This window comes from Natronorubrum marinum (assembly GCF_052040125.1).
GTDB lineage: Archaea > Halobacteriota > Halobacteria > Halobacteriales > Natrialbaceae > Natronorubrum.
The window spans coordinates 54894-74320 of record NZ_JBPPFV010000006.1; the positions used below are offsets into that span (position 1 = coordinate 54894).

Annotated in this window: 26 protein-coding genes; 6 read left to right on the forward strand and 20 right to left on the reverse strand. The window is 58.0% G+C overall.

What is annotated here, in order from left to right; all coding sequences use genetic code 11:
- Positions 1–123 precede the first annotated feature (123 nt).
- The gene (locus ACSFC5_RS22840; RefSeq protein ID WP_440767517.1) at positions 124–1683 is read right to left on the reverse strand and encodes a hypothetical protein; all 1560 of its coding nucleotides are present in this window, start codon (positions 1681–1683) and stop codon (positions 124–126) included.
- A gap of 119 nt (positions 1684–1802) precedes the next feature.
- On the opposite strand from ACSFC5_RS22840, the gene ACSFC5_RS22845 reads away from it, so the two are divergent.
- The 5 genes from ACSFC5_RS22845 to ACSFC5_RS22865 all read left to right on the forward strand — a co-directional run bounded on the left by ACSFC5_RS22845 (position 1803) and on the right by ACSFC5_RS22865 (position 5053).
- Positions 1803–2411, forward strand: coding sequence for a hypothetical protein (locus ACSFC5_RS22845; protein WP_440767518.1), 609 nt, complete (start codon positions 1803–1805; stop codon positions 2409–2411).
- On the forward strand, positions 2401–3222 hold the full coding sequence (locus tag ACSFC5_RS22850; protein ID WP_440767519.1) for a hypothetical protein: 822 nt from the start codon (positions 2401–2403) through the stop codon (positions 3220–3222). Before ACSFC5_RS22845 ends, ACSFC5_RS22850 begins: the two co-directional genes overlap by 11 nt.
- Positions 3219–3770: a hypothetical protein gene (locus ACSFC5_RS22855; RefSeq protein ID WP_440767520.1), complete on the forward strand. Its 552-nt coding sequence runs from the start codon at positions 3219–3221 to the stop codon at positions 3768–3770. Before ACSFC5_RS22850 ends, ACSFC5_RS22855 begins: the two co-directional genes overlap by 4 nt.
- Before the next feature lie 2 nt (positions 3771–3772).
- Positions 3773–4795, forward strand: a complete 1023-nt coding sequence (locus tag ACSFC5_RS22860; RefSeq protein ID WP_440767521.1) for a hypothetical protein — start codon at positions 3773–3775, stop codon at positions 4793–4795.
- Positions 4796–4903: 108 nt separating this feature from the next.
- Entirely contained in the window at positions 4904–5053 is a 150-nt protein-coding gene (locus ACSFC5_RS22865) for a helix-hairpin-helix domain-containing protein (protein ID WP_440767606.1), read from the forward strand.
- A gap of 40 nt (positions 5054–5093) precedes the next feature.
- On the opposite strand, the gene ACSFC5_RS22870 is transcribed toward ACSFC5_RS22865, so the two are convergent.
- Together ACSFC5_RS22870 and ACSFC5_RS22875 are read right to left on the reverse strand one after the other, a co-directional pair.
- Positions 5094–5363: a hypothetical protein gene (locus ACSFC5_RS22870; protein ID WP_440767522.1), complete on the reverse strand. Its 270-nt coding sequence runs from the start codon at positions 5361–5363 to the stop codon at positions 5094–5096.
- A gap of 57 nt (positions 5364–5420) precedes the next feature.
- A complete protein-coding gene (locus ACSFC5_RS22875; protein ID WP_440767607.1) occupies positions 5421–6467 on the reverse strand; it encodes a tyrosine-type recombinase/integrase in 1047 nt (348 codons plus the stop codon).
- A gap of 506 nt (positions 6468–6973) precedes the next feature.
- Between ACSFC5_RS22875 and ACSFC5_RS22880 the strand changes: the two genes are divergently transcribed.
- Complete coding sequence (locus ACSFC5_RS22880; protein ID WP_440767523.1) at positions 6974–7330, forward strand: hypothetical protein; 357 nt, start codon at positions 6974–6976, stop codon at positions 7328–7330.
- A 29-nt stretch (positions 7331–7359) separates the two neighbouring features.
- Here the strand turns inward: ACSFC5_RS22880 and ACSFC5_RS22885 are convergent, their stop codons facing one another.
- The 17 genes from ACSFC5_RS22885 to ACSFC5_RS22965 form a co-directional block, all read right to left on the reverse strand.
- On the reverse strand, positions 7360–7551 hold the full coding sequence (locus ACSFC5_RS22885) for a hypothetical protein (RefSeq protein WP_440767524.1): 192 nt from the start codon (positions 7549–7551) through the stop codon (positions 7360–7362).
- Positions 7552–7605: 54 nt separating this feature from the next.
- Positions 7606–8229 (reverse strand): Cap15 family cyclic dinucleotide receptor domain-containing protein, encoded by a 624-nt coding sequence (locus ACSFC5_RS22890; RefSeq protein ID WP_440767525.1) that lies wholly within the window; start codon positions 8227–8229, stop codon positions 7606–7608.
- Positions 8210–9142, reverse strand: a complete 933-nt coding sequence (locus ACSFC5_RS22895; RefSeq protein WP_440767526.1) for a nucleotidyltransferase domain-containing protein — start codon at positions 9140–9142, stop codon at positions 8210–8212. Before ACSFC5_RS22895 ends, ACSFC5_RS22890 begins: the two co-directional genes overlap by 20 nt.
- Positions 9143–9340: 198 nt before the next feature.
- Complete coding sequence (locus ACSFC5_RS22900; protein WP_440767527.1) at positions 9341–9949, reverse strand: hypothetical protein; 609 nt, start codon at positions 9947–9949, stop codon at positions 9341–9343.
- Between the two features lie 648 nt (positions 9950–10597).
- Positions 10598–10903, reverse strand: a complete 306-nt coding sequence (locus ACSFC5_RS22905) for a hypothetical protein (RefSeq protein ID WP_440767528.1) — start codon at positions 10901–10903, stop codon at positions 10598–10600.
- Positions 10904–10927: 24 nt separating this feature from the next.
- Positions 10928–11659, reverse strand: coding sequence for a GNAT family N-acetyltransferase (locus ACSFC5_RS22910; RefSeq protein ID WP_440767529.1), 732 nt, complete (start codon positions 11657–11659; stop codon positions 10928–10930).
- Positions 11656–11940, reverse strand: a complete 285-nt coding sequence (locus ACSFC5_RS22915) for a hypothetical protein (RefSeq protein WP_440767530.1) — start codon at positions 11938–11940, stop codon at positions 11656–11658. Before ACSFC5_RS22915 ends, ACSFC5_RS22910 begins: the two co-directional genes overlap by 4 nt.
- Positions 11940–12239, reverse strand: coding sequence for a hypothetical protein (locus ACSFC5_RS22920; protein WP_440767531.1), 300 nt, complete (start codon positions 12237–12239; stop codon positions 11940–11942). Before ACSFC5_RS22920 ends, ACSFC5_RS22915 begins: the two co-directional genes overlap by 1 nt.
- Positions 12236–12592: a hypothetical protein gene (locus tag ACSFC5_RS22925; RefSeq protein ID WP_440767532.1), complete on the reverse strand. Its 357-nt coding sequence runs from the start codon at positions 12590–12592 to the stop codon at positions 12236–12238. Before ACSFC5_RS22925 ends, ACSFC5_RS22920 begins: the two co-directional genes overlap by 4 nt.
- The gene (locus ACSFC5_RS22930; RefSeq protein ID WP_440767533.1) at positions 12589–13614 is read right to left on the reverse strand and encodes a hypothetical protein; all 1026 of its coding nucleotides are present in this window, start codon (positions 13612–13614) and stop codon (positions 12589–12591) included. Before ACSFC5_RS22930 ends, ACSFC5_RS22925 begins: the two co-directional genes overlap by 4 nt.
- The gene (locus ACSFC5_RS22935) at positions 13615–14118 is read right to left on the reverse strand and encodes a hypothetical protein (RefSeq protein ID WP_440767534.1); all 504 of its coding nucleotides are present in this window, start codon (positions 14116–14118) and stop codon (positions 13615–13617) included. It lies immediately after the preceding gene.
- A 171-nt stretch (positions 14119–14289) separates the two neighbouring features.
- Positions 14290–14850 (reverse strand): DUF1643 domain-containing protein, encoded by a 561-nt coding sequence (locus ACSFC5_RS22940; RefSeq protein ID WP_440767535.1) that lies wholly within the window; start codon positions 14848–14850, stop codon positions 14290–14292.
- 330 nt (positions 14851–15180) lie between these two features.
- Positions 15181–16053 carry a hypothetical protein gene (locus tag ACSFC5_RS22945; protein WP_440767536.1) on the reverse strand — a complete coding sequence of 291 codons (873 nt, stop codon included), beginning with the start codon at positions 16051–16053 and terminating at the stop codon, positions 15181–15183.
- On the reverse strand, positions 16050–16406 hold the full coding sequence (locus ACSFC5_RS22950; RefSeq protein ID WP_440767537.1) for a P-loop NTPase family protein: 357 nt from the start codon (positions 16404–16406) through the stop codon (positions 16050–16052). The genes ACSFC5_RS22945 and ACSFC5_RS22950 overlap by 4 nt, the downstream gene beginning before the upstream one ends.
- 148 nt (positions 16407–16554) lie before the next feature.
- On the reverse strand, positions 16555–16941 hold the full coding sequence (locus tag ACSFC5_RS22955) for a hypothetical protein (protein WP_440767538.1): 387 nt from the start codon (positions 16939–16941) through the stop codon (positions 16555–16557).
- 328 nt (positions 16942–17269) lie between these two features.
- Positions 17270–17710, reverse strand: coding sequence for a hypothetical protein (locus tag ACSFC5_RS22960; protein WP_440767539.1), 441 nt, complete (start codon positions 17708–17710; stop codon positions 17270–17272).
- A gap of 101 nt (positions 17711–17811) precedes the next feature.
- Entirely contained in the window at positions 17812–19146 is a 1335-nt protein-coding gene (locus tag ACSFC5_RS22965) for a hypothetical protein (RefSeq protein WP_440767540.1), read from the reverse strand.
- Positions 19147–19427: the final 281 nt, after the last annotated feature.

Below are 19427 nucleotides of genomic sequence, written 5' to 3' on the forward strand. Positions count from 1 at the left end.
GCCGTGGTGTCCGGCGGATCGTTTGGACATGTCCACCGAAAAGAAACCTGCAAGGGAGCGGTGAAAACAGAGCCCAGATACAGATACCGGATACAGATACTCGAGACGACCGCCCGCGTTGTACTACTCCCCGTCCTTGTGCTGTTGTACGCGTGCGACGTTCTCCGGATACGATCGGTCGCTGTCGAACAGCGGATCGTCGGGGAACATCCGGTCGCCCTCGGGGACCGTTACAGTCGGCCACTTAGTCTGCTCGAGCATCGTGTCGACGGCGTCGACCCACTCGGCGAAGAACCCATCTCGCCGTTGGGTGTGGAGTTCCTCAAGCGCGTCGTCGATCTCCGAGAGCTGGTCGTTCCACGCCTCGAGCCAGTCCACGAGTTCGTCGACGTGCTCGAGGAAGCCGACCTCTTCGACCTGTTCGTGGATCACAGCACGGAGATCCTCACGCCATTCCTTGAGCGCGAGGTGGTTTTTCTCCTCGAGTCCGGGGTCTCGGTACGGAGCAACGGCATCCCGGACGATCTGTTTGTACAGCGCGGGGATCTGCTCGAGGGTGTTCAACTCACAGGCACCGACGCCCTTCCGTTGTTCCCACTCGTCGACGAGCGTATCGTAGGCTTTCCCGCCCGTACCGGTGTACTCGCTCTCGCTGATCGGCTTCCGTGGGAGGCCGAACGTCTCGACCTGGTCCTGTGTCACGGCGACCTGTTCGATACAAACGCGCTGGGTAAGATCACCGCGTTCGTCCAGCCATGCGACCTTCCCGGCCATCGCCGAACTCATACTGTCGCCGATCGGGTCGAAGTCCGACAGATAGCAGATCACAGCGGGCTTCCCGGCGTCTTCGACGCGCTGGACGAACTCACTCGCAATCGTCAGTGAAAGGTCACCCTCGCCTTCGACGATCACGTTCACGCCCAACTCACGTGCGAGCGCGTGAATGTAGTCCGGCAACCCTTTCTCACACCAAATCTCGAGGTGGAACGGCGACTGCGAGGTAGCATCGAATTCGATCTGCTCCACGAGATCGTCGATCAACTGGTCGGCGAGATAGTCCGCGAACTCGTCGGGCTCCTCGAACTCGAGTTCACCGCGAGCGCCCGCCCGTGGCAGTTGCGGGAGCGAGACGCCGGTCGGCGTCGAAACTGACGACACATCGGCCTGTTCGCGATGCTCGCCGTAGTGGGTGACGACCAACTGACTGTGCTTGTTGTCGTGGATTCCATCCAGCGGGATGTAGCCGAGAATCCGTGCGAGCGTCGCTGCTTCCTCGAGATAGTCATAACACTTGTCGATGTTCGCGTACTCGTTCCACGAACAGTTCGTCGGCGGACGAACCGGTCCCTCGAGTTGCTCGAGTTCGTCCGGATCGTACTCGACGGGGAGTTGCTCGACGTTCAGCGTCGTTCCCTCGTCGGTCGACATCACGATATAGTAGTGAACACCGCGGACGTGGATACTCTGTTCGTCACGCCCAGCGACGGCCTGTTCCCAGAGATCGGCGAACCACTCGGCCTTCTTGTGGTCGCCGCTGGTCCCCTTGAACATCGGATCCCGGCGACGGCTCTGGATCAACAGGTCGTCAACGTCGACGCCGAACGCCTGTGCTTGGCGCTTGATTTCTTCGCGCAGCGACGGACGGGACGGCTCGGTGTCCGACCGTCCGCTGTCCTCAGTCATACGCAGACAGACGGCAGAATCGACCAAAAAGCGCACGCACGCCAACCAAACGCGGTCGCTCAGGTCGAAATCGGTTGGGCATGCCAATGACTAGTTTATTACAGAAATATAATCGAACTATGGCACACAAAACCAATGGCGATATAGACAGTGACGACGGCGACCTGTCGATCGGCCAGATCAAGCAGGTCGCACTCGAGGAACTGGAGACCGGCCCGAAGCACCTGTCGCACGTCCAAAGCGCGTGTTTCAGCGAGTATGGCACTCGAGTCGACGACAGCACGGTCTGGAATGTACTCGAGCAGCTCCGACTGGAAGGCGAGATCGAACTACTCGCCGATCCCGAAAACTGGTTCCAACTCGCCGGCTGGAACGATCGGCCGCTTCGGGTGCTCGCAGTCAGCAACCACACCGTCAAGTTAGACGGCGTCGGTGACCTCGAGACGGTCTGGTTCGACGAATCACTCCGGGCCGCTCGTCACGAACACGGGATCGAGGACTCGAGACTCGTGGGCATGGCGACGACGGACGATCGTCGACAGTACCTGATCTCGACGGCTCAGTTGGACGTTCTCGAGTCCTACCGATCAACGCTTCGGCGGCTCGCAGCCGATATGCGCGGGACGAACGACGAGAAAGCCGAAGTCTTCGATCGGCTCTCCGATGCAACCAGGCTCGAGGACGAACACGAACGCCGCGAAACGGAGGTGATTCTCCGTGACGACTGAAACCGTGACCTGCAGCGACTGTGGCGACGCGTTCGAAACGAAGCCGAACTGTCTCGAGCGCAACGCGGTCTGTCCGGACTGCTTTGAATTCCCGGACGTCCACTACGACGAGACGCCGAACACCGAGTATTCGGTCTATCTGGTGTCATTAACGTCGTCGGGGATGCACGGCGCGTTCCACGGGGCGTACTACCGCGTGGCCGCACAAAGCGAGCGAGACGCCCGATTTTTCGCGCGTGCGTACGCCGTACTCGAGGATACGACCAACAACACGCGTGACTCGCTGGCCGATATCGAGTTCGACGGCGAACGCGTCGTCGATACCCGCGTTGGTGCCGGCGTGACTGTGCTCCGGGCAATGGAACTCCCGATCGCCGAACGCCACGACGGCTACGCCGTGACGAAACTCGAGACACGCAACGGCGACGACTACGAGAAACAACTCGATTTCGGCCCGACGACGATGGACAAACTCCCGGATCCAGACATGACCTACAAAGACGTACTCGTACACACGACTGCAGAACAGATCGATCACAAACGCGACGGGAACGTCCCCGACGGCCACGAGTGCTACTGGACCGTCAACGGGACACCACAACAGACGCGTGCCCTCCAGCGGATCTGGTTCGAAGTTGGTGGCCGAATCGTCGCCGCCGGAGAAATTCGGGGCGTCGAAACCGGTCGGATCTGGTTCACCCCGCTGTGGGACGTTGACCTTGAGCCACCCGAAGAGCCGCCGAATCAGGGTTTCATGTACGTCGAACCGATCGAGACCGATCAACGAACGCCAACCAGGGCCGAGCAATGAGTTCGGACTATCCCGCGTTCGCGTTCCGCGTCGACGAAGACACACGGTCGTGGGCGCTGTTCCGACAGACCAAGACCCAAGAGCGGCCGGTCGTCGTTCGCACCCGCGAGCGCACATTCTGGTTCGGACAGGACCGAGAGGAAAGCAACGGCACTCGAGAGCCAGTCAGAAACGATTTTCTCGACGCTGTCGCCGCACTGTTCTTCCGTGGGCCTGCGGGTCAGGACTGGACGCTTGATCCGATTTTCGACGCCCTCGAGTGGTACGAATCGGAGTGCATCGACGATCTCCGAGAGATCCGAAACGAAACCTCGAGCGCACGGTCGCCGCCGGAGATCAACGACAAACTGCGCGAGCAGGGCTACGACGTTCCCGAGAACCCCCGTGCAATGCCGAGCGAAGCGTGGGATCTCGTCACCGCCGCTCGGTCACATTTCGCGCTCACAGACTCGCGGGCGTTCAAAGCCGGCGACACCAGCACTCGAGATCACGACCGCGGCGACCACCCGGACGATGGGTCGCTACTCGATTTCAGCAACTCAGAATAACAATGACTCGATTCAACCCACCGCAGATAGCGAACCGTATCGGACGTATCACCCTCGCAACCGTGCTTGCGGGCATCTTGATGATGGTCGTGAGCGTGCCGTTCCGAGCGATCGACGGCGACCTCCCGGGTGTCACGACTCCGATCGAACTCTTCGGGACGACGCTTATCGACCTGCTATTTATGTCGGTCGGCGCAGTGGTCGTCGTCCCGCCCGCTGTACTCGTACTCTGGCTACTCAAACGACGATATCCCCACACGACGGCGTGGAAGGCGCTCTCCGCGCTCGCAGCAATCGTAGCGGTCGGATACGTCGTCGCCGGCACCTCGAGTACGCCGCTCGAGTACGCGACCAGTACCGTCGCGACGGCCGGCTACGTGGTCGCAATCCTCTCGAGTATCGCCGTGAGCGAATCGATCTTCGCCGGCCAACTCGGTGACGAACTCTCGATTCGACAGCTCGCAACCGGCTACGGGTCGGTCGTAATCGCGCTCTTCGTACTGGTCGTCGTCGCAGCCGCAGGCGCGGGCGCTGCAGGCGTCGTCGCAGACAGTGCTGGCCTCGATTGGGACGAAGAGGACACCTCGGACCAACTCTCAGACGCTGCGTTCGAAAGCGAATACGGCCACCTCACGGACATCGAGGACGCAGACGCGTTCGTGTGTGCGGGCGAGAGCGAACCCACTGAGGGGCTCATTGATCGGCCGGCCGCCGAACATCACCAGAACAACCTCACAGAATGGGGTGTCGACGTAACCATCGAAGAACAGTTCTCTGGAACCTATCTCGAGGCGACGTTCGAACCCGACTCTGAATACGGCGTTCTCGATGCAACCACCTCGGCTGGTTCGATTAGCTGGTCCGGCGACGACGCAACCGTCGAAGTGATCGACAGTGAGACCGCAGCGGACAATCCGGGGACGATCGACGAGCGGACCGTCACGTTCGACGTGGTCTCCGACGACGGCGAGATCATCCGGTACACCGCCGACCTCTGTTTTGACGGCTCCGAATCCACCGAATAGACTCTCGAACGATACGAGACCGGCGAAATCAGTCTCGCAGCGTACGAAGACGAACTCGAGTTCATACTCGACGACCGAAACGAAGCGATTCAGACTCAGGTCGAGACGATCAACGGCGTCGGTCCTGCGACCTCGAAGACGATCGCCCAGGAGTTCGACTCGTTGGACGACCTTCGGAGCGCCGACCGGGACGAACTCGAGGCGGTGTACGGCGTTGGGGAGGAGACTGCAGAGGCGGTACTCGAGCGGGTTCAGTAATTCAGCAGAAACGCGGCATATTGAACTCGCAGACTATCTATTACAGATTTTCCTGGATCCAGTCAGAAATTTCGTCACTGAGGCCAGACCAAGCTGCGGCACCAGATAATTTCGTCACTAATATTTCATCGTTATAATCTGTTTCGTCCAACAGATCATCTCTGATGTCTGCCGCACTCTTGTCGGTTTTCACGATCCATGTCGCATTGAGACACTTCGCATATGCTGGATACGCTTTAATTGCCTCGTGAAGTTCTTCATAATCTTGACCAGGGGCGTTTAGCCGGTACGTGATCATGTAGCCTTTCATAAACCGATATTACCACGCCAAGTATATAACAGGTCGTTAACCAGAATGGAACTGAAACTACTCCCGAACCTCGTCAATACTTTTCGCAACGTCCTCCGCCTGGATATCGCTGTAAGCGTCGTGCGTCGTCTCGATCGAGTTGTGTCGTAACGCTTTCTGAGCGAGTTCAGAGTGGCCCTTTTCGTACAACTCTGCCCCGAGTGCTCGTCTCGCGCCGTGGGGCTGCAGATACTCGCCGTTTTCAACCTTGATTCCGGCCTCGTCGGTCAACTGTTTCATGAGCTGTCGGCCGGCCTCTTTCGTGATCGACGGCGGGGCGATCTCCTCATCGCGCAGTAGTGCGTCGATATCCGTGCCGGTTTCTGGACGGTCGCCCGTAGCGTTCTCGACGGCTTTGTACTTACTCGCAGCGTGATCAGTCGGAAACAGCGGCCACTCATCGGTCGGCGGCTTCTGGACTCGCTCGAGGCGCGAGAGCGCGTCGTGAGCGGCTTCCGTGAGTCCCACGGCCTCACGCGTACGTGACTTCCCGTAGACCTCGAGACGGCCGCGCTCGAGGTTGATGTCGCTCCAGCGGAGTCCGTCGCGTTTCTCGTCGTTCGCGTCGCGAAAGAGTTCGGCTCCACGGAGCCCGAGTTCTGCGAGGAGGATGACGATCGTCCGGTCGCGGTAGGCGCGTTCGAGTGGCACGCTGATCGTTTCCTCTCGAGCCATCCCTACGCGCTCGTCGACGTACGCGAGTAGCTGTTCACGTTGTTCTGGGTCCCAAAACTGTGTCTCTCGCGTCGGCGTGTCTTCGGGCAGGAACTCTTCGGCCGACTCGGTGGCCGCTGGATTCGTGTCGAGCTCTTCGTCGCGAACACAGAACGAGAGGAACGCACGGACATACGCGAAATACGTATTCGCCGTCGAACCGGCAATCTCGTCGTTCGTGTATTTCGTTTTGAGTCGAAGTCCGTACTCGCGAAGGTCGCCGGACTCCAGGTCAGCAACGTGATCGACGCCCTCCTGGTTGCAGAACGTCGCGAAGTCCTCGAGCACGGGCTCCATCGTCGTTCGACTGCCGCCCGACTCGAGTTTGTGTGTAAGATAGCGTTCGACCATGCTTTGGACGGTCTTACTCTCGGGGTTTCGGTCTTGAGTCACGACTGTAATTCCCTCCGTTTGTCGAGAATCCACTCGACTCGTGTGAGCGCTAAGGCAACCCATGCTGCGGCCAGCAAGTAGGCGACCCAGTGATCGAATAGAGCTGCGAGTACGAGACCCGCCGTTATTGTGACGAGACCCAGCAGCAGTGTCTGGATTCGTGGCCTTCCCGCCCCTGAACCCCCGGAATTTCCGTTTTGCATGATCCTCACTGTGGGGTACAGCTTCTACCCTAGTAAAACTACTTGGTCAAACTGGTATTTAGACAAGTAAGTTCTGTATTGTCCCTACGTGCTGTTCACGGCCTATCTGAGTTCTCTACCCTCGATATCGCGGATTGTCAACCCTATGCCGCTATACAAAACCTGTCCCTCTAATGCTAGAATTTATTCCGCCGGAAACGAGCGTCTAACTAGCTCTTGTAGGCCGACAATGTTTTGCAAGACACTCACATAAAGTGATATATGACATCCGACAGTGGGGGAGAATCCCCATCACTAAAAGAACTGTTCCAGGAAGGATTCCACACCTATCTTAAACGGGCACGGTCAATGATAATTGATGACCACGATCCAGGGGATGAAGTTAAAATACTGATAACCGCCCATCGAACCGTCAGCAACCGAAATATCTGGGATATTGGATTTGAAAACGATTCTGGAGATTTTATTCTGCTCGATACATGGGACATCGAATCGTATGATTCTGCGAGTAGTTTAGCCAACGATATGGCGAAGAAAGCAGGTGTTGACTTCGATCAAGACGATAGCGAAGAGGAAATAGAGTTTGGCCAAACTCCTGATTCGCCTGCGTTCAGATAGTCCATTCCAGATTTCTATGGCGATGAATCTCAGATCAACGTCTCGAGTTCCATTCTCTGACTAATCGCATCACCGATCTCGAGGCCGTGCATCGCGGCCAACTCGCACGCGAGTACCCACGCTCGAGCTGATCGCTCCGGCCGAACGTCGCGTTCTCTGTAGCTAAACTCGACCAGCGCCTCGACGACTAACAGATCCTCCTGCGGAGTTCGGTCGTGCATGAACGTCGTTGGCCGCGGCTTTGCATAAAAAGAGCCGGACCGCGTCCACAGAAATCAGTCATCTACGCGCTTCAGTTCAAGACGGCCCGTATTCTCACGGTTTGGGTCGGTATAGTACGTACCTGAGAAAGAGTCGTCCTCTGGATCATAGTCTAACATCGTCGTTCCATAGTGATGATGCAATTCGTCACTGTGGGTATCACCAGGGTTCTCGTAGTTGTACGTTAGCGTCGGCCACTGTCCTTCAAGCAGTATTGTTGCCCCCACGCTCTCGGATGTCGAATCAGGCCCGTCCAGAAAGACGCGAATTTCGTCCCACGTCTGGGTGATGATCACCGTCGCTTCCATCGGAGTGAGACCTTCGTGCTCGATCTCTGCGGTATCACTGGGCTCTGCGTCTTCGTGCGACGTATACAGATGCCCTTCCCACCGACCATTGAAATCAGGCACCTTCGTGAGACCAATTTTCCGGGTGATGCCCCAGTTCCAGGCGTACTTCGTGAAACCGTGGTACACGACGACTGAAACAATACCGAGCGAGAGGGAACCAGAAATGAATCCATACTGGTCAAAGAGGGACTGAACAAGCAACCCACTCCCAAGACTGATAGCAAGCGCTAGTGCCCCAAGGCGGAAATAGACCTTCCACCGCTTGTGATCAGTGGAGTAGCTGTGCATTTTTCCTCTTGTCGTACCAGTCATTCCACATCTCTGCGAGACGGTCGATCAGCGTCTCTGCTTCGGAGATGTCCCACTGCGTGTTGCTCGATCCGAAGAGCTTCTCCATCTCCGATACCTGATCGAACGTTGAGAGATCGGCGTTGCCCAGAAACTCGAGCACTTCGACGAATCGATCTGACCGGCTCGACCGCTTCAAGATGCTATCTGGGACGTTGTAGATCAAGCACTCGATCCCATAGGAATGTGCGCCGATCGTCCAGACTGTGTCGAAGTAATCGTTGTAGTGGTCCCGCGCGTTCTTGAAGATCCGCACGGTCTCCTTGTAGTTGCCGTGCTTCCCACATCCGTTGTCGTAGTGGATCCCTGGATAGTTGACGATCTTCTCTGTAGAAGATCGCGGATGAAACGCCATTCCCGTGTCGTATACCCCTTCGCCATACGAAGGATAGCTGGTATAGCGACGGTGTTCGACACAGGGAACGAGGTCAACATCGACGTTGATTCGGCCACTCTCTCTGCTGATCTCGATGGCCTTCCCAGACCAACTAATGACATCGTAGTCGAACTTCTTAGTGAGCCACTGCCAGACATCTTGCGAGAACTCATCGTAGCCGTAGTCTGCGGAACTGTGGTGACGTTCGTATCGTTCTCGATCCTCGTCACTGAGCGCAGAAAGGTCGCGAGACCAGGCCGACGTGAGTTTCGCGATGATGTCTACGTCGCTACTGCCTCGAGTGTAGGTATGGTTCTTGTACGAACCTTGTCGCCGTATATCGTAGTTGCCGTCGCTTTGTTCGGCGGGGGAGCGATCTAAGCGTAAGAGCCGCTCAATCTTGTCGCTCGCCTCTTTCGATCCCTTATCGGCACCGGTCTTCTTCCAGACTTCGAACTGTGATTCCGGGATCGGCATCTATCGCTTTCCTCCAATCTCGTTTTCCCCATCGGCAAACTTTCCGTACTGTATCATGCGGCAAGGCTTGCTTGTGCCGGGACTATATTTAAAGTTCCGGGGGCGCGGTGAAAGTGAAAACAGTGGAGAGGCCCGCCCATAACTACGCTAAACGACGATTATCGCTTTCGATAATCGCCGAACATTATGGAGTGGTGCCTATTCCTCCCGCGACTCGAGCATCGACGCCTCCCGAACCCAGTCACCGATCCAGTCCAGCAGCATCTGGAACGACAACCAGAGCGCGACGAACACCAGGATCGTCACCACAAAGAGGACGCCACGAACGAACGCCTCGAGCGGGCCGATCGGCTGGGCGTACGAGATCGGCAGTCCGACGATCGCACCGAGGCCGAACACGACCGCGATATCCGCGAGCGTGAGCTGACCAGCCGGCGTCGAAACGCCGTACCGATCAAGGATCTGGACCGGTCGCTCGAGGACGGTCGTGTAGAGAAACCCGAGTACGAAGATACCAGCACCCAGTCCGGCAATGAGCGTAATCGAACCCCAGAGGAGATAGACGGCAAGCGTCCCGAGATAGACCGTCTCGTCACGGGCCTGCTCGATGTTCCCGCTGACGGTATCCGGATAGTCGTCATTCGACGGGAACGACGACTCGAAAAGTACCTCGAGTCCGTCGGCCCGAAGGAACGCGTAGATCAGTGCCGCAGCAATTGCAGCGACGACGGCCGTCACTACGAGGTTCTGGACTACTCCGAAATCGTCGCCGTCGCCGCAGTCGGGGTTACGGCCCTGCTCTGCCATACCGAACCGTCGCGTTCCGCTAGGAAAACGGTTAGCGATGCCAACCTAATCGCTCTCCTATCAAAAGCAATCTTCAAAGTGTTTAAGATGGCAGGTGTACCAGTGGTACACGTGGGACGCCGGGACCCGAGTGTGAGCTCGGCGATCCGGCTTCTTAGAGAACGATACTAACGACGAGAGAGGTCACTGTCGTGAGTAGCATCATCATCCGAGGACTCGCAGCCACTTCGAGTCGGAGATCCAATCCCGGATTGGGACGATCTCGTTCTCGAGGGGACGATGACGCGTTCGGTTCGTGATCAGTGTCGGGGGTGTCTCCTTCCGTCATGGTCGTCACTCGCAGTGTAGTCTTCCAGAACGGGTTCGGAGTGTGTGGGACGCCGGAACCCAAGTTCGGTCAGACTACACCCCAGTCGATGTCCGGTACCCACAAAAAGCCACCCTTTACGCGCGAGCGCGACGCGGTGAGACGGAATTATCCCCAAATCAGAACATTAGTTTTCGGTTCGGGCCATGAATTTTGGGAAGGGGAAAATATCGTGTGATAGGGACGATGCTGCTGTAGGTGAACCCAACAAAGATATCGACGTGGATGATACATGCGTGAGGGGGTGACCATCGATAACATCATCGACGGGGCTTGAGAGATTAGGCTGAATCGTTATCTTCGAGCTGCCGCTCGAGCTCCTCGAGTCCACCTTCGAAGGCGACGATCGCGTGGTCGAACTCCTCGGGCTGGAACCGACCAGGAGTCGGCCGGATCGATGTTACGAAAAAGTGGGGCTCGTTCAACGGGACGGTCTCGCCTGTAACGACACAGGTCGCCGTCTCGTCGGCGTTCGCCGTCCGACGGGCCACGGTGCGGATCTCCCACTCCGAACTCTCGCCGGCCTTCCACGGCGGTCGTTCGCCTTTGAATCGGACTGTCCGCGACTGTGACTCGGATTCGCTCATAGAACAGTCTCGAGTCTGACGGTGCTAAGGTGTTTCTGCCGACGGATCGTCACCGTCCTCGAGCAGTGATGGAGATAGCCGATCGAACGGCAACTCTCGAGCCCACAGCGTCGTCGTACACGTACACTCCCGGTCATCGTTCGGCCACACACCGCAGTCGGGACAGGCGTCTCGAGTCTCCCTATAGTAGCCGTCGAACCGCTGGACCGGGACGAAGTCGTACTGTTCGAACAGCGGCCGGCTAGTCCGTCCTTCGGGCCGTTCCCATCCTATCGAGAACACCATATCTGCGCCGCGGGCCTGCGCCCATTCGAGACGTGCTCGAAAGAGTCGGTGACCGATGCCGTAGCCCCGCCATGCCTGATCGACGATCCCGAACCAGAGCATTGCGTTGCACTGTCCAGCGAGTGCGTCCCGATCGAAGCGACCGTCGGGGAGTTGCTCGACCATTGCGTCGTGATCGAACAGTTCGGCGAGCCCGCCGCCAACGTCGACCGCCTGGCCGTCCTCGCGACCGTGAGTCGCAATTACGCCACAGGCCTCCCGCGTCTCTTCGTCTTCATCTTCGGTTTCGTCGTCCCACCCGGCCACCTGATACGGGCCGTAGGGCAGCCAATTCGCTTCGTACTCGACGCCGAAATAGTGGTGCCACAATCGAACGAGGTAGAACGCGTCTGTGCGTCCATCGGCCTGCCGGATGTTCCAGACTCGAGGCTCCGGTCGCGTCGTCTCACCCGGCGTTCGTGGGCTGATCATCGACTCGCCTCCTCGGATTCCGAGAGCGGTTCGACAGCATAGCCGTTGCCGTCCTTCGGACTGTCCCAGCGGCCGTCCTCGAGTGCGTTCGCATGGGTTCGACAAACCGCGGTGCCGTCCTGATATGCCGGGACGTAGTACGATGCACCCTGTGCGAAGTGACACAGCTCGCAGAATCGCTCGTCCTGGTCGACGATCCCGTCGGCCGTCATCAGCTTCGTGAGTCCGACGCGGTCGGTCGCGAACTGCTGGTACTCGCCGTGGTCGCGACGATCGTCCATCACCCGACCACCTCTGACCACGGACACTCCGAACAGGATTGCTTGTAACTTCCAGAAGGCAACAGCATCGACGAGAGCGCATCACTCGAGGCCCCACAGCGCGGGCAACCCGGCGCGTCGAACTCCTCGCCACGCCCGTCGCAGCGGTGGCAGTCACCATCGACGACTTTCAGATCGTCGTAGGTGCCGGTCGGTTCGTCGACATCGGGATCACCGACGAGTCGCTGGACCGTCCCGGTGCCCTCACACTCGCGACACTCGACGAGCGGCCGGTCCGTATCGTCGGTACGGGAAGTCACCGATCGTCACCTCCACTATCGTCGGCCGACTCGAGTGGATGCTCGCGAAGCCACTCGGCAGCCCGGTCGAGCGCCGTCTGCAGGTCTCGAGTATTGTGCGGTGGAACCGCTCGCTTCCGACGGCTTCCGTTCCACCCGTGGTCGCTGGGTTCGATCTTGAACGTTTTCGCGGTCGAACCGGAGGCGTCGTGCCACCAGATCATGTCTTCGCTGACGAGCGCGAGATCCCACCCGCCACAGTCGAGCGATTCGATGTAGTCCTCGACGCGCTTGCGCTCGCTCACTCTCTTGAGCGTGAGTCGCAGGCAATCGGTGTCGCCACCGCCGAACGCAGAGAGGAGTTCCTGAGTCATCGGTCGGCCCTCCACTGGTCCGTAGCTGAATCGTATGCGGGCTCTTCAACACGGATCCGTTCGACCCGTTCCCCCATTCGGGGATACTCGTACCGGAGGTCCCCGCAGTAGGTCGTCTCTTCCCAGTCGGCTTCCTTGTAGAGCATCGGGCCGTAGTCGGGCTTCTCGATGCAGATGAGATGGTACGCCGTCCCGTTGCCCTCGAGTTCGATAACGGTGCATTCACCGTTCCTATGCCGTCGGTACGATTTCTCATGTGGTCGGTCGTGGCGACCTGTGACAGTGAGTGGGCGCTGTCGATCGTTGAATAGGACTCGGTCTCCGTCGTCGAGTGCGAGACCGATCTCGTGGATCTCACTCGGGGATCGCTCAGTCGGACTCGAGTCGGGTTCAGTCCCGCCGTCCGTGACTGCCCGGTCGTGATCGAAACTCGAGAGATCGGACTGGTGTGCCGCCCGCCCGTCGATCTCGAAGGCCGGCGTTTCGAGATAGTCCTCTCCGAACCGACTGTACACGTCGCCGTCGCGAGCGATCAGTTCGTTCATCCCGCGCCACTCGGGGTCGCCGTCGACGAGGTCGACGTCTGGATCACAGAAACTGACCGTCCACGTTGCGAGGCCGAACACGCGCGTTTCCGTGACACTGTAGACCATCTGTTCGCGGTCGCCCGGCAGTCGAATCCGGTCACCGCGTGCGACGAGTTCGGACACGTCGCCGGTCGTCCGCGGAAACGTCGGCCGATCGGCCTGGATCGGCGTCAGTTGGTCTCGATTGGACTCGAGACACTGCGCTCGAGTGCCGTCGACGAGGAAGACGACCGTGTACGACGACGGCCCGTAGTGACAGCGGTCGGAGTGGGTCTGGATGGCGTCGTCGGCGACCGTCCCGTCGGGGAAGAGCCCCATCCACTGACAGTCGTGACAGCTCGCGAGATAGCCGGCCTCGGTGTTCCGAACGAGTTCTCGAGGGAGCGGGCTACCGACCTGGATCTCGTCGCGGTGATCGATACACGTGGGCGGCATCTAGTCGTCACCTCCGGTAGATCCGGTAGCCGTCTCGTCGTAGCGTTCCCGTTCTGGAATGATCTCGATGAAATCGAACATCCCGTAGTTGCCGACAGACGGCATGTGCTTGCGAGCGTGATCTCTCGCCCTAACTTTGTGCGAGAACGTTTCGCCACAGTCCTCGTGGATACAGCGGTAGGTATCGCCAGAGACGGTGCCGCCGTCGGCCCGGATCTCCCGATCGTCACTAGCGTCGTCGACCACTTCGACAGGGAGATAGGCCGGACGAACAGCGTCCGGCCCTAGCCCGTTGACCTTCCGGATCTTGCCCTCTTCGCGGAGCGTCGTGAGGTAGCCTTTGAGTGCACCGCGAGTGAAGACCAACTCCTCGAGAAGTCGCGAGACCGGAACACCGCCGTTCATGGCATCCGTCTCGCCACGCTCGGTCAGCGTTCGGATGGTCTCGAGCGTTTCCTGCCGTTTCTGCTCGGCACGCTCGAGCATCGCTTCTCGCGAAGACATCACGAACCACCTCCTGGTCGGACGGTATCCGTGTATAGGTATCGAACAGGCGTCACATCGGGCGCACAATCCCAACAGAGTTTGACTCGAGTCGATCCTGCCGGTGGGATCGGAGCCTCGTAAACGCCAGTCGCTCGGTTTTCGCAATCGCCTGCGCACTGTTCAGTCTCGTCACTGGACATCCTGATCATCCTCCATTCGCGTGTGGAGTTGCTGGACAGTCCACTGCTCCAGTTCGGCATCGGCCGGCTGGTACAGTGGATGGTTCGGGTGTCCGCTCTTCGTCGTGTCGAGAGCGAACAGATCCGACTCGAGTGTCTGCGCGACCTCTCGGGCGCGATCGTCGAACGATCCGTTCGCACCCCACGCCACGACGACCGTTTCGGCTTGCCCACAGACATCTCGAAGATGCTCGTCGTTCTCCGGGCCGACCGGGTCGGGATGCTCGCGAAGGTTCGACGGATCCGTACTGCGAAGCGCGAACAGATTTGCGACGACGAGTGAGCCGTGGCCCCAGTCCTTCGCGAAACCGAGACAGCGCCGGATCGTCGGGTCGTCCTCGGATGCGTCGGCGGTGCTCGGATTCAACATCAGGAACGCCACGGTCGGCTTCTCGACGTTCCACGTTCTCGAGAGTCGGTAGCGGTACTCGCCACAGTCGCTGAGTACGGCGTCGCTCCGATTGTCTTGGAGCGGGGGCGAGTGGGCTGTTCCGTCGTTCGCGTTACTCATTCCGATCACTCTCCGTGTCTACGTAACGCGCCGGAACCGGTACCCAGTGCGTCACTCCGTCCCGGAACTCGACTTTCAGACCAGCCATACTGTCGTTGAATCCGGGAGCATCGGGGCCGTGGCAGTTAGACGGAAACGTGAGGTTACAATCGTGACACGACCAACCGAACGCTTCTGCGTCCGTCTCTGGTAGAGGCTTTCCGCCGGATTTAGTGTGGCCGACGTAGCTCCCGCAGTCGGGACACATCGGCTTACGGCCGTCCCGCTCGAGCCGTGCGACTTCCCGCTCGGCAGGATTGCGAGACAGCACCACCTGTTCAGTACTGTCCATCACCACAACTCACCCCATTCGATTACCTCGAGTCGCGTGTTCGGTCCGATCTCCTTGCCGGGATAGTAGCCTTGCAGTTCCTCGAGAAGTTCGTCTACATCGGAGTATTCATGGTGACCGTCCCAGTCCATCTTGGCAGCCATCTCGACAGTCGTGTAACCACGATCTTCGACGCCAGCCTCGGCGAACCAGTCCCCGTTTTCGTCGCAAAGAAGGATCGGATCGCCTTGCTGAAAGTCGTCCGAATCCACGCCAACACGCAATGTAACGGTTTTGTCACCGTGGAGGATGGGCGTAATGTGCTTGTCGGCGAACTTGAGTTTGAGCGCCTGTCCGCGTACAGTATCGTTTGAGTCCGTGTCGAGCTGGTCGTCGATCGTCTCGCAGTCCGAGTCAGCATGTCGCGGGCAGAAGTCTTCGTCACCGCCCCGAATAACGGGATTCGAGCACCGATTACCGTCGTTCGTGAGTCCGCGACACTGCGACCGCGTGAATTTGTAGTCCTCGCTGGTGTCCTCCGGTGGCCGTTCTGTGGCTTCGGGACAGTCGACGCCGAACGCCGAGAGATCCTGCCCGCCGTCGGTCTCGAGGTTGTCGTCTGGCTCAGTAGCCGTATGTGTACGGCCGCCGTCGGTAGACGCGATCGGCAGCGATGACTGCTCCGTGCAATCTTCGACACTCCTGTCTGGTCGGATTTCAGCCCGACGAACGTACCGAATCCAGCCCTTGCACTCGTGGCAGGTTGTTCCACCGAGCCTGTCGCTCAAGGCTTCCCGGAAGGATTCGCCACAGCCCGGACACTCGATTGGGACGGACGTGATTTCATTGACGGAGTCCACGACGACCTCGTGGTCGTACTCGATTTCGGTCATAACGACTGTACCCCCGTTGATTCACCGCCCCCGAAGTCCGCCTTCTTAGAGCGGATTGGTCGGCGGCTAACGTCCCTCACTTCGATTGTGTCGGCCGGGTAAACACTCATCGGCTCGTAGATCTGTTTCGCCTCTTTGTCCACAGTCGGCTCATCGATCTCCTCAACCGCGCCGTCTGGAGACTCGTAGAGGATCGAGCCGTCGCCTCGGATGTCGACCTCGGTGCCGTCGTCCGCGATGAACACCGGGAGGTCCGGCGTGTACCAGCGGACTTCGGGGCACCACTCACCGTCGATCCGCACCGACAGTTTGAGCGCCCCCATCTCGGCTACTGCATGTTCAGTATCGCTCATCTATCGATCACACTCCACTCGCCACACTCTCCGCGACAGAGAACGACTGTTCGTCCATCTTTGCTCCGCTCGGCGAAGTCGATCGGGCCGCCGCAGGCCGGACACTCCGAAGGAACTCCGAACGTGATTAGCGGACGTTCAGTATCGCTCATGCAACGACCACCTCGGGCGTCTCGAGTCCGACCGGCCCGGACAGCGTGTACTCGCCGGGCAGGATCTCCCGGCCCGACAGATCCAGACCAACCGTATCCTCGAGTTCGACGCGCTCGAGATCGGCGTCGATCTCGTTTTTGATGTGCCGGCGGATCGATCGGCCGACCGTCTCGCCGTATCGGTAGAAACACCGGACACCGCCGTCATGTTCGGGGTGTTCGATGTGGATCGCCACACGCTCGTTCGTCACGGGCGTCTCGTCGACGCGGACGAACACGACCGACGCCTCGAGTTCGCGGCCGGTATTCTTCGGTCGCCCGTCCGACGTTCGATGCGGGCTCGATTCTCTCTCGTCGTCTGCAAAGGGGTGTGTGCTGTTCATTGTCACCGTCGCGCTGTTTCCAGCGCCTACACCACACTCTATTTGCCAGTGACTTATAATTTACTATTGAAATAGCATATTGTCCGGTGAAAACCCCTAATTCACTCTTGCTGGCGGTCTTTACGGATGATTAGCCCGGCAACTGTGCAAGCGCAAGCGACGCTCGTTTTTATATCCCGGTTGACCGTCGAAATGGCTCTCACACTGTTGTCTCTGTCACTGTAACCCCCCACAATCCACAGAAAGAGAGCCGACCGTTGCTGAATGAGCTTCGGAGCGTTCCGGCGGGCGAATGCGGACACCCTGCGGCTGCGGCTTTTTCGAAAAATTAGTACGGCTCAACGACACGCTGGATGGACCGATCGTCCTCCATCGCAGCGTTCAGTTTGTCGACCGGACAGACCGGGAGTTCGTCCCACCCGCGTTTTTCGGCGACATGGAGCTTCCAGTCTTGGATGTCCTTGTCTTCGTAGTCCTCGAGACAGACACTCTGGACGACCGGTCCCGAAACGCGAAACCAGTACAGGCCAGCGTCGTCGGGAAGGAATCGCTCTCGGTCGGTCGGCGTCACGAACACCGTCATCGTTCGCTTGTCCATGTGGTGATACGCACCTTCGGCGTCGCGACCGATGTAGCCGTACCAGGAACCGGAGAGTTCCAGTGCCGTCTCGTCTTCGCCGGCCGCTGGGTCGGCGATTTTTTCGCGCTCGCACACCGTGTCTCGAGCCCGGTCCGTCGTGGTCACATCGGCGTCGGTTTCCCGTGCCATACCCTAGCCTAGTCGTGCGGCCACTTAGCTATTACTATTGAATATACATATTTATAATCCACCGAGATTGTCCAATGAGAACATGAGAACGAGAGAAGGTGCTAAAAGTCGAATTCAGGCCTAAGACGAAGCACTCTGATAACAGTATTGCCTAGAAGACATACTGAAAGCGGAAGGAAAACTATCGACATCATTCGAAAACCAGGCGCGAACAGTGCGCCGATCTCCAAGGCAACACGTGGTGGTAATTCTCCCATCCACGAATTTTGATACTGCTCGTCTGCTGGCTGAGAGTCAAACACTCGCTCATCGTACTGTTCAAGCGTCCCCTCAGAGAGATTGGCTTCGGCCGCGAGGTAGGCCTGGAGGTCGTCGTAATCTGTACTTCGATCGGTATAGATCCAGTCAAACACATCGTAGATTGATGTCTCAGAGTTCTCGAGATCGGAATCTAACTGTGCAAAAACTGCAGCCCCATGATGATAGGCGGCTTGGTGATGGATCGAGCGGTCTAGCGTAACGTTCTCATAAGCCATATATCCAGGCGCAAGTTGTGCATCGTACTCGACAGAGGTAGCTAGGCCGTGATCAAGTGCAATCTTGTAAGAGAGGTAGTTTGCCGAAGCTTCAACTGTCCAATATAGGTTTGAATCTATGGTATCTTGCTGGAGAGAATGCACGTATTCGTGAATCCAAAGGAACGACGGATTGCGGTTGGAGTTGTAGTCCTCAATGACGATGCTGTTCCCGAATCCGCGGTTGAAACCACCAACATCGCCAAGATCGTGAGGTGTTACAAAGATAGAGACCGTTTCAAACTGTTGCCCTCCGTTGATTGCTTTTGCCGCGACCTCGAGATCATCGAGGCGGTCATTTGCATCAAACCATCGTGATACGTCATCGTCGACGACGACTTCGAACGTTTGACAGCCAACGTCTCGGGATTCGACAGTATGGTCACCAAGATAGGCCAGATCCGAACCAATATGTCCCTCATCCGTCGGTTGTATCGTCACGTTTTCTATCGCATGATCGGGAATCTCGATGATAATGGAATTCTCCGAGTGGGGATAGTCAATAGTGTGATGTCCTGGTGAGGCGTCATCGTGACTTTCAGTAGATTGAAAGCTACTCATTCGATAGCTAATCCAGTGACTATCGGACGACGTGTTCCAGTAGAAATCCGAACCGCCAATATAGTGGTCGTCAAACCCCGCTGAATCGACCACCTCAAGTCGACTAGGGATATCAACTCCGAGATTTGGATCGTCGTTTGTGATGGAATCGTATGTGATTGTGACGATGTCTGGATTAGTATCGTCTTGTTCGATCATTGCTGAAACTGTCGACTCTTGAGCTGCTGGGCCGGTTCGATCAGCGACATTGACACAATCGTCCGGGATGTCCAATGATTGGGTCGAATCGTCGGTTGCCATAGCCGGATAGACGAGAGAAATTGTACAGATAACGATTAGGAAACAGCACGCAACAACTGCAAAGGCATTTTTAAATTGCCGATAGCGGGTCCGAAATCGATTTGGGATCATCTAACAGTTCCTGTAGAATCATCATTGTGTCGTCATCATTATCCTTCTGGTTCAATGGAGTCTCTGTAGATCATTATTGTGGGCTGTGGCGAGACTTCGTCAGCCAGACGCAACACATACCTTGGCGAGCCGAGAGATTAAGTACAAAACGTCCATCGTTTCAGATACGA

Coding starts and splice junctions, on each gene's coding strand:
- ACSFC5_RS22840 (WP_440767517.1), bottom strand. CDS start 1,683: ATGACTGAGGACAGCGGACGGTCGGACACCGAGCCGTCCCGTCCGTCG.
- ACSFC5_RS22845 (WP_440767518.1), top strand. CDS start 1,803: ATGGCACACAAAACCAATGGCGATATAGACAGTGACGACGGCGACCTG.
- ACSFC5_RS22855 (WP_440767520.1), top strand. CDS start 3,219: ATGAGTTCGGACTATCCCGCGTTCGCGTTCCGCGTCGACGAAGACACA.
- ACSFC5_RS22860 (WP_440767521.1), top strand. CDS start 3,773: ATGACTCGATTCAACCCACCGCAGATAGCGAACCGTATCGGACGTATC.
- ACSFC5_RS22870 (WP_440767522.1), bottom strand. CDS start 5,363: ATGAAAGGCTACATGATCACGTACCGGCTAAACGCCCCTGGTCAAGAT.
- ACSFC5_RS22875 (WP_440767607.1), bottom strand. CDS start 6,467: ATGGTCGAACGCTATCTTACACACAAACTCGAGTCGGGCGGCAGTCGA.
- ACSFC5_RS22880 (WP_440767523.1), top strand. CDS start 6,974: ATGACATCCGACAGTGGGGGAGAATCCCCATCACTAAAAGAACTGTTC.
- ACSFC5_RS22885 (WP_440767524.1), bottom strand. CDS start 7,551: ATGCACGACCGAACTCCGCAGGAGGATCTGTTAGTCGTCGAGGCGCTG.
- ACSFC5_RS22890 (WP_440767525.1), bottom strand. CDS start 8,229: ATGCACAGCTACTCCACTGATCACAAGCGGTGGAAGGTCTATTTCCGC.
- ACSFC5_RS22895 (WP_440767526.1), bottom strand. CDS start 9,142: ATGCCGATCCCGGAATCACAGTTCGAAGTCTGGAAGAAGACCGGTGCC.
- ACSFC5_RS22900 (WP_440767527.1), bottom strand. CDS start 9,949: ATGGCAGAGCAGGGCCGTAACCCCGACTGCGGCGACGGCGACGATTTC.
- ACSFC5_RS22905 (WP_440767528.1), bottom strand. CDS start 10,903: ATGAGCGAATCCGAGTCACAGTCGCGGACAGTCCGATTCAAAGGCGAA.
- ACSFC5_RS22910 (WP_440767529.1), bottom strand. CDS start 11,659: ATGATCAGCCCACGAACGCCGGGTGAGACGACGCGACCGGAGCCTCGA.
- ACSFC5_RS22915 (WP_440767530.1), bottom strand. CDS start 11,940: ATGGACGATCGTCGCGACCACGGCGAGTACCAGCAGTTCGCGACCGAC.
- ACSFC5_RS22925 (WP_440767532.1), bottom strand. CDS start 12,592: ATGACTCAGGAACTCCTCTCTGCGTTCGGCGGTGGCGACACCGATTGC.
- ACSFC5_RS22930 (WP_440767533.1), bottom strand. CDS start 13,614: ATGCCGCCCACGTGTATCGATCACCGCGACGAGATCCAGGTCGGTAGC.
- ACSFC5_RS22935 (WP_440767534.1), bottom strand. CDS start 14,118: ATGTCTTCGCGAGAAGCGATGCTCGAGCGTGCCGAGCAGAAACGGCAG.
- ACSFC5_RS22940 (WP_440767535.1), bottom strand. CDS start 14,850: ATGAGTAACGCGAACGACGGAACAGCCCACTCGCCCCCGCTCCAAGAC.
- ACSFC5_RS22945 (WP_440767536.1), bottom strand. CDS start 16,053: ATGACCGAAATCGAGTACGACCACGAGGTCGTCGTGGACTCCGTCAAT.
- ACSFC5_RS22950 (WP_440767537.1), bottom strand. CDS start 16,406: ATGAGCGATACTGAACATGCAGTAGCCGAGATGGGGGCGCTCAAACTG.
- ACSFC5_RS22955 (WP_440767538.1), bottom strand. CDS start 16,941: ATGAACAGCACACACCCCTTTGCAGACGACGAGAGAGAATCGAGCCCG.
- ACSFC5_RS22960 (WP_440767539.1), bottom strand. CDS start 17,710: ATGGCACGGGAAACCGACGCCGATGTGACCACGACGGACCGGGCTCGA.
- ACSFC5_RS22965 (WP_440767540.1), bottom strand. CDS start 19,146: ATGGCAACCGACGATTCGACCCAATCATTGGACATCCCGGACGATTGT.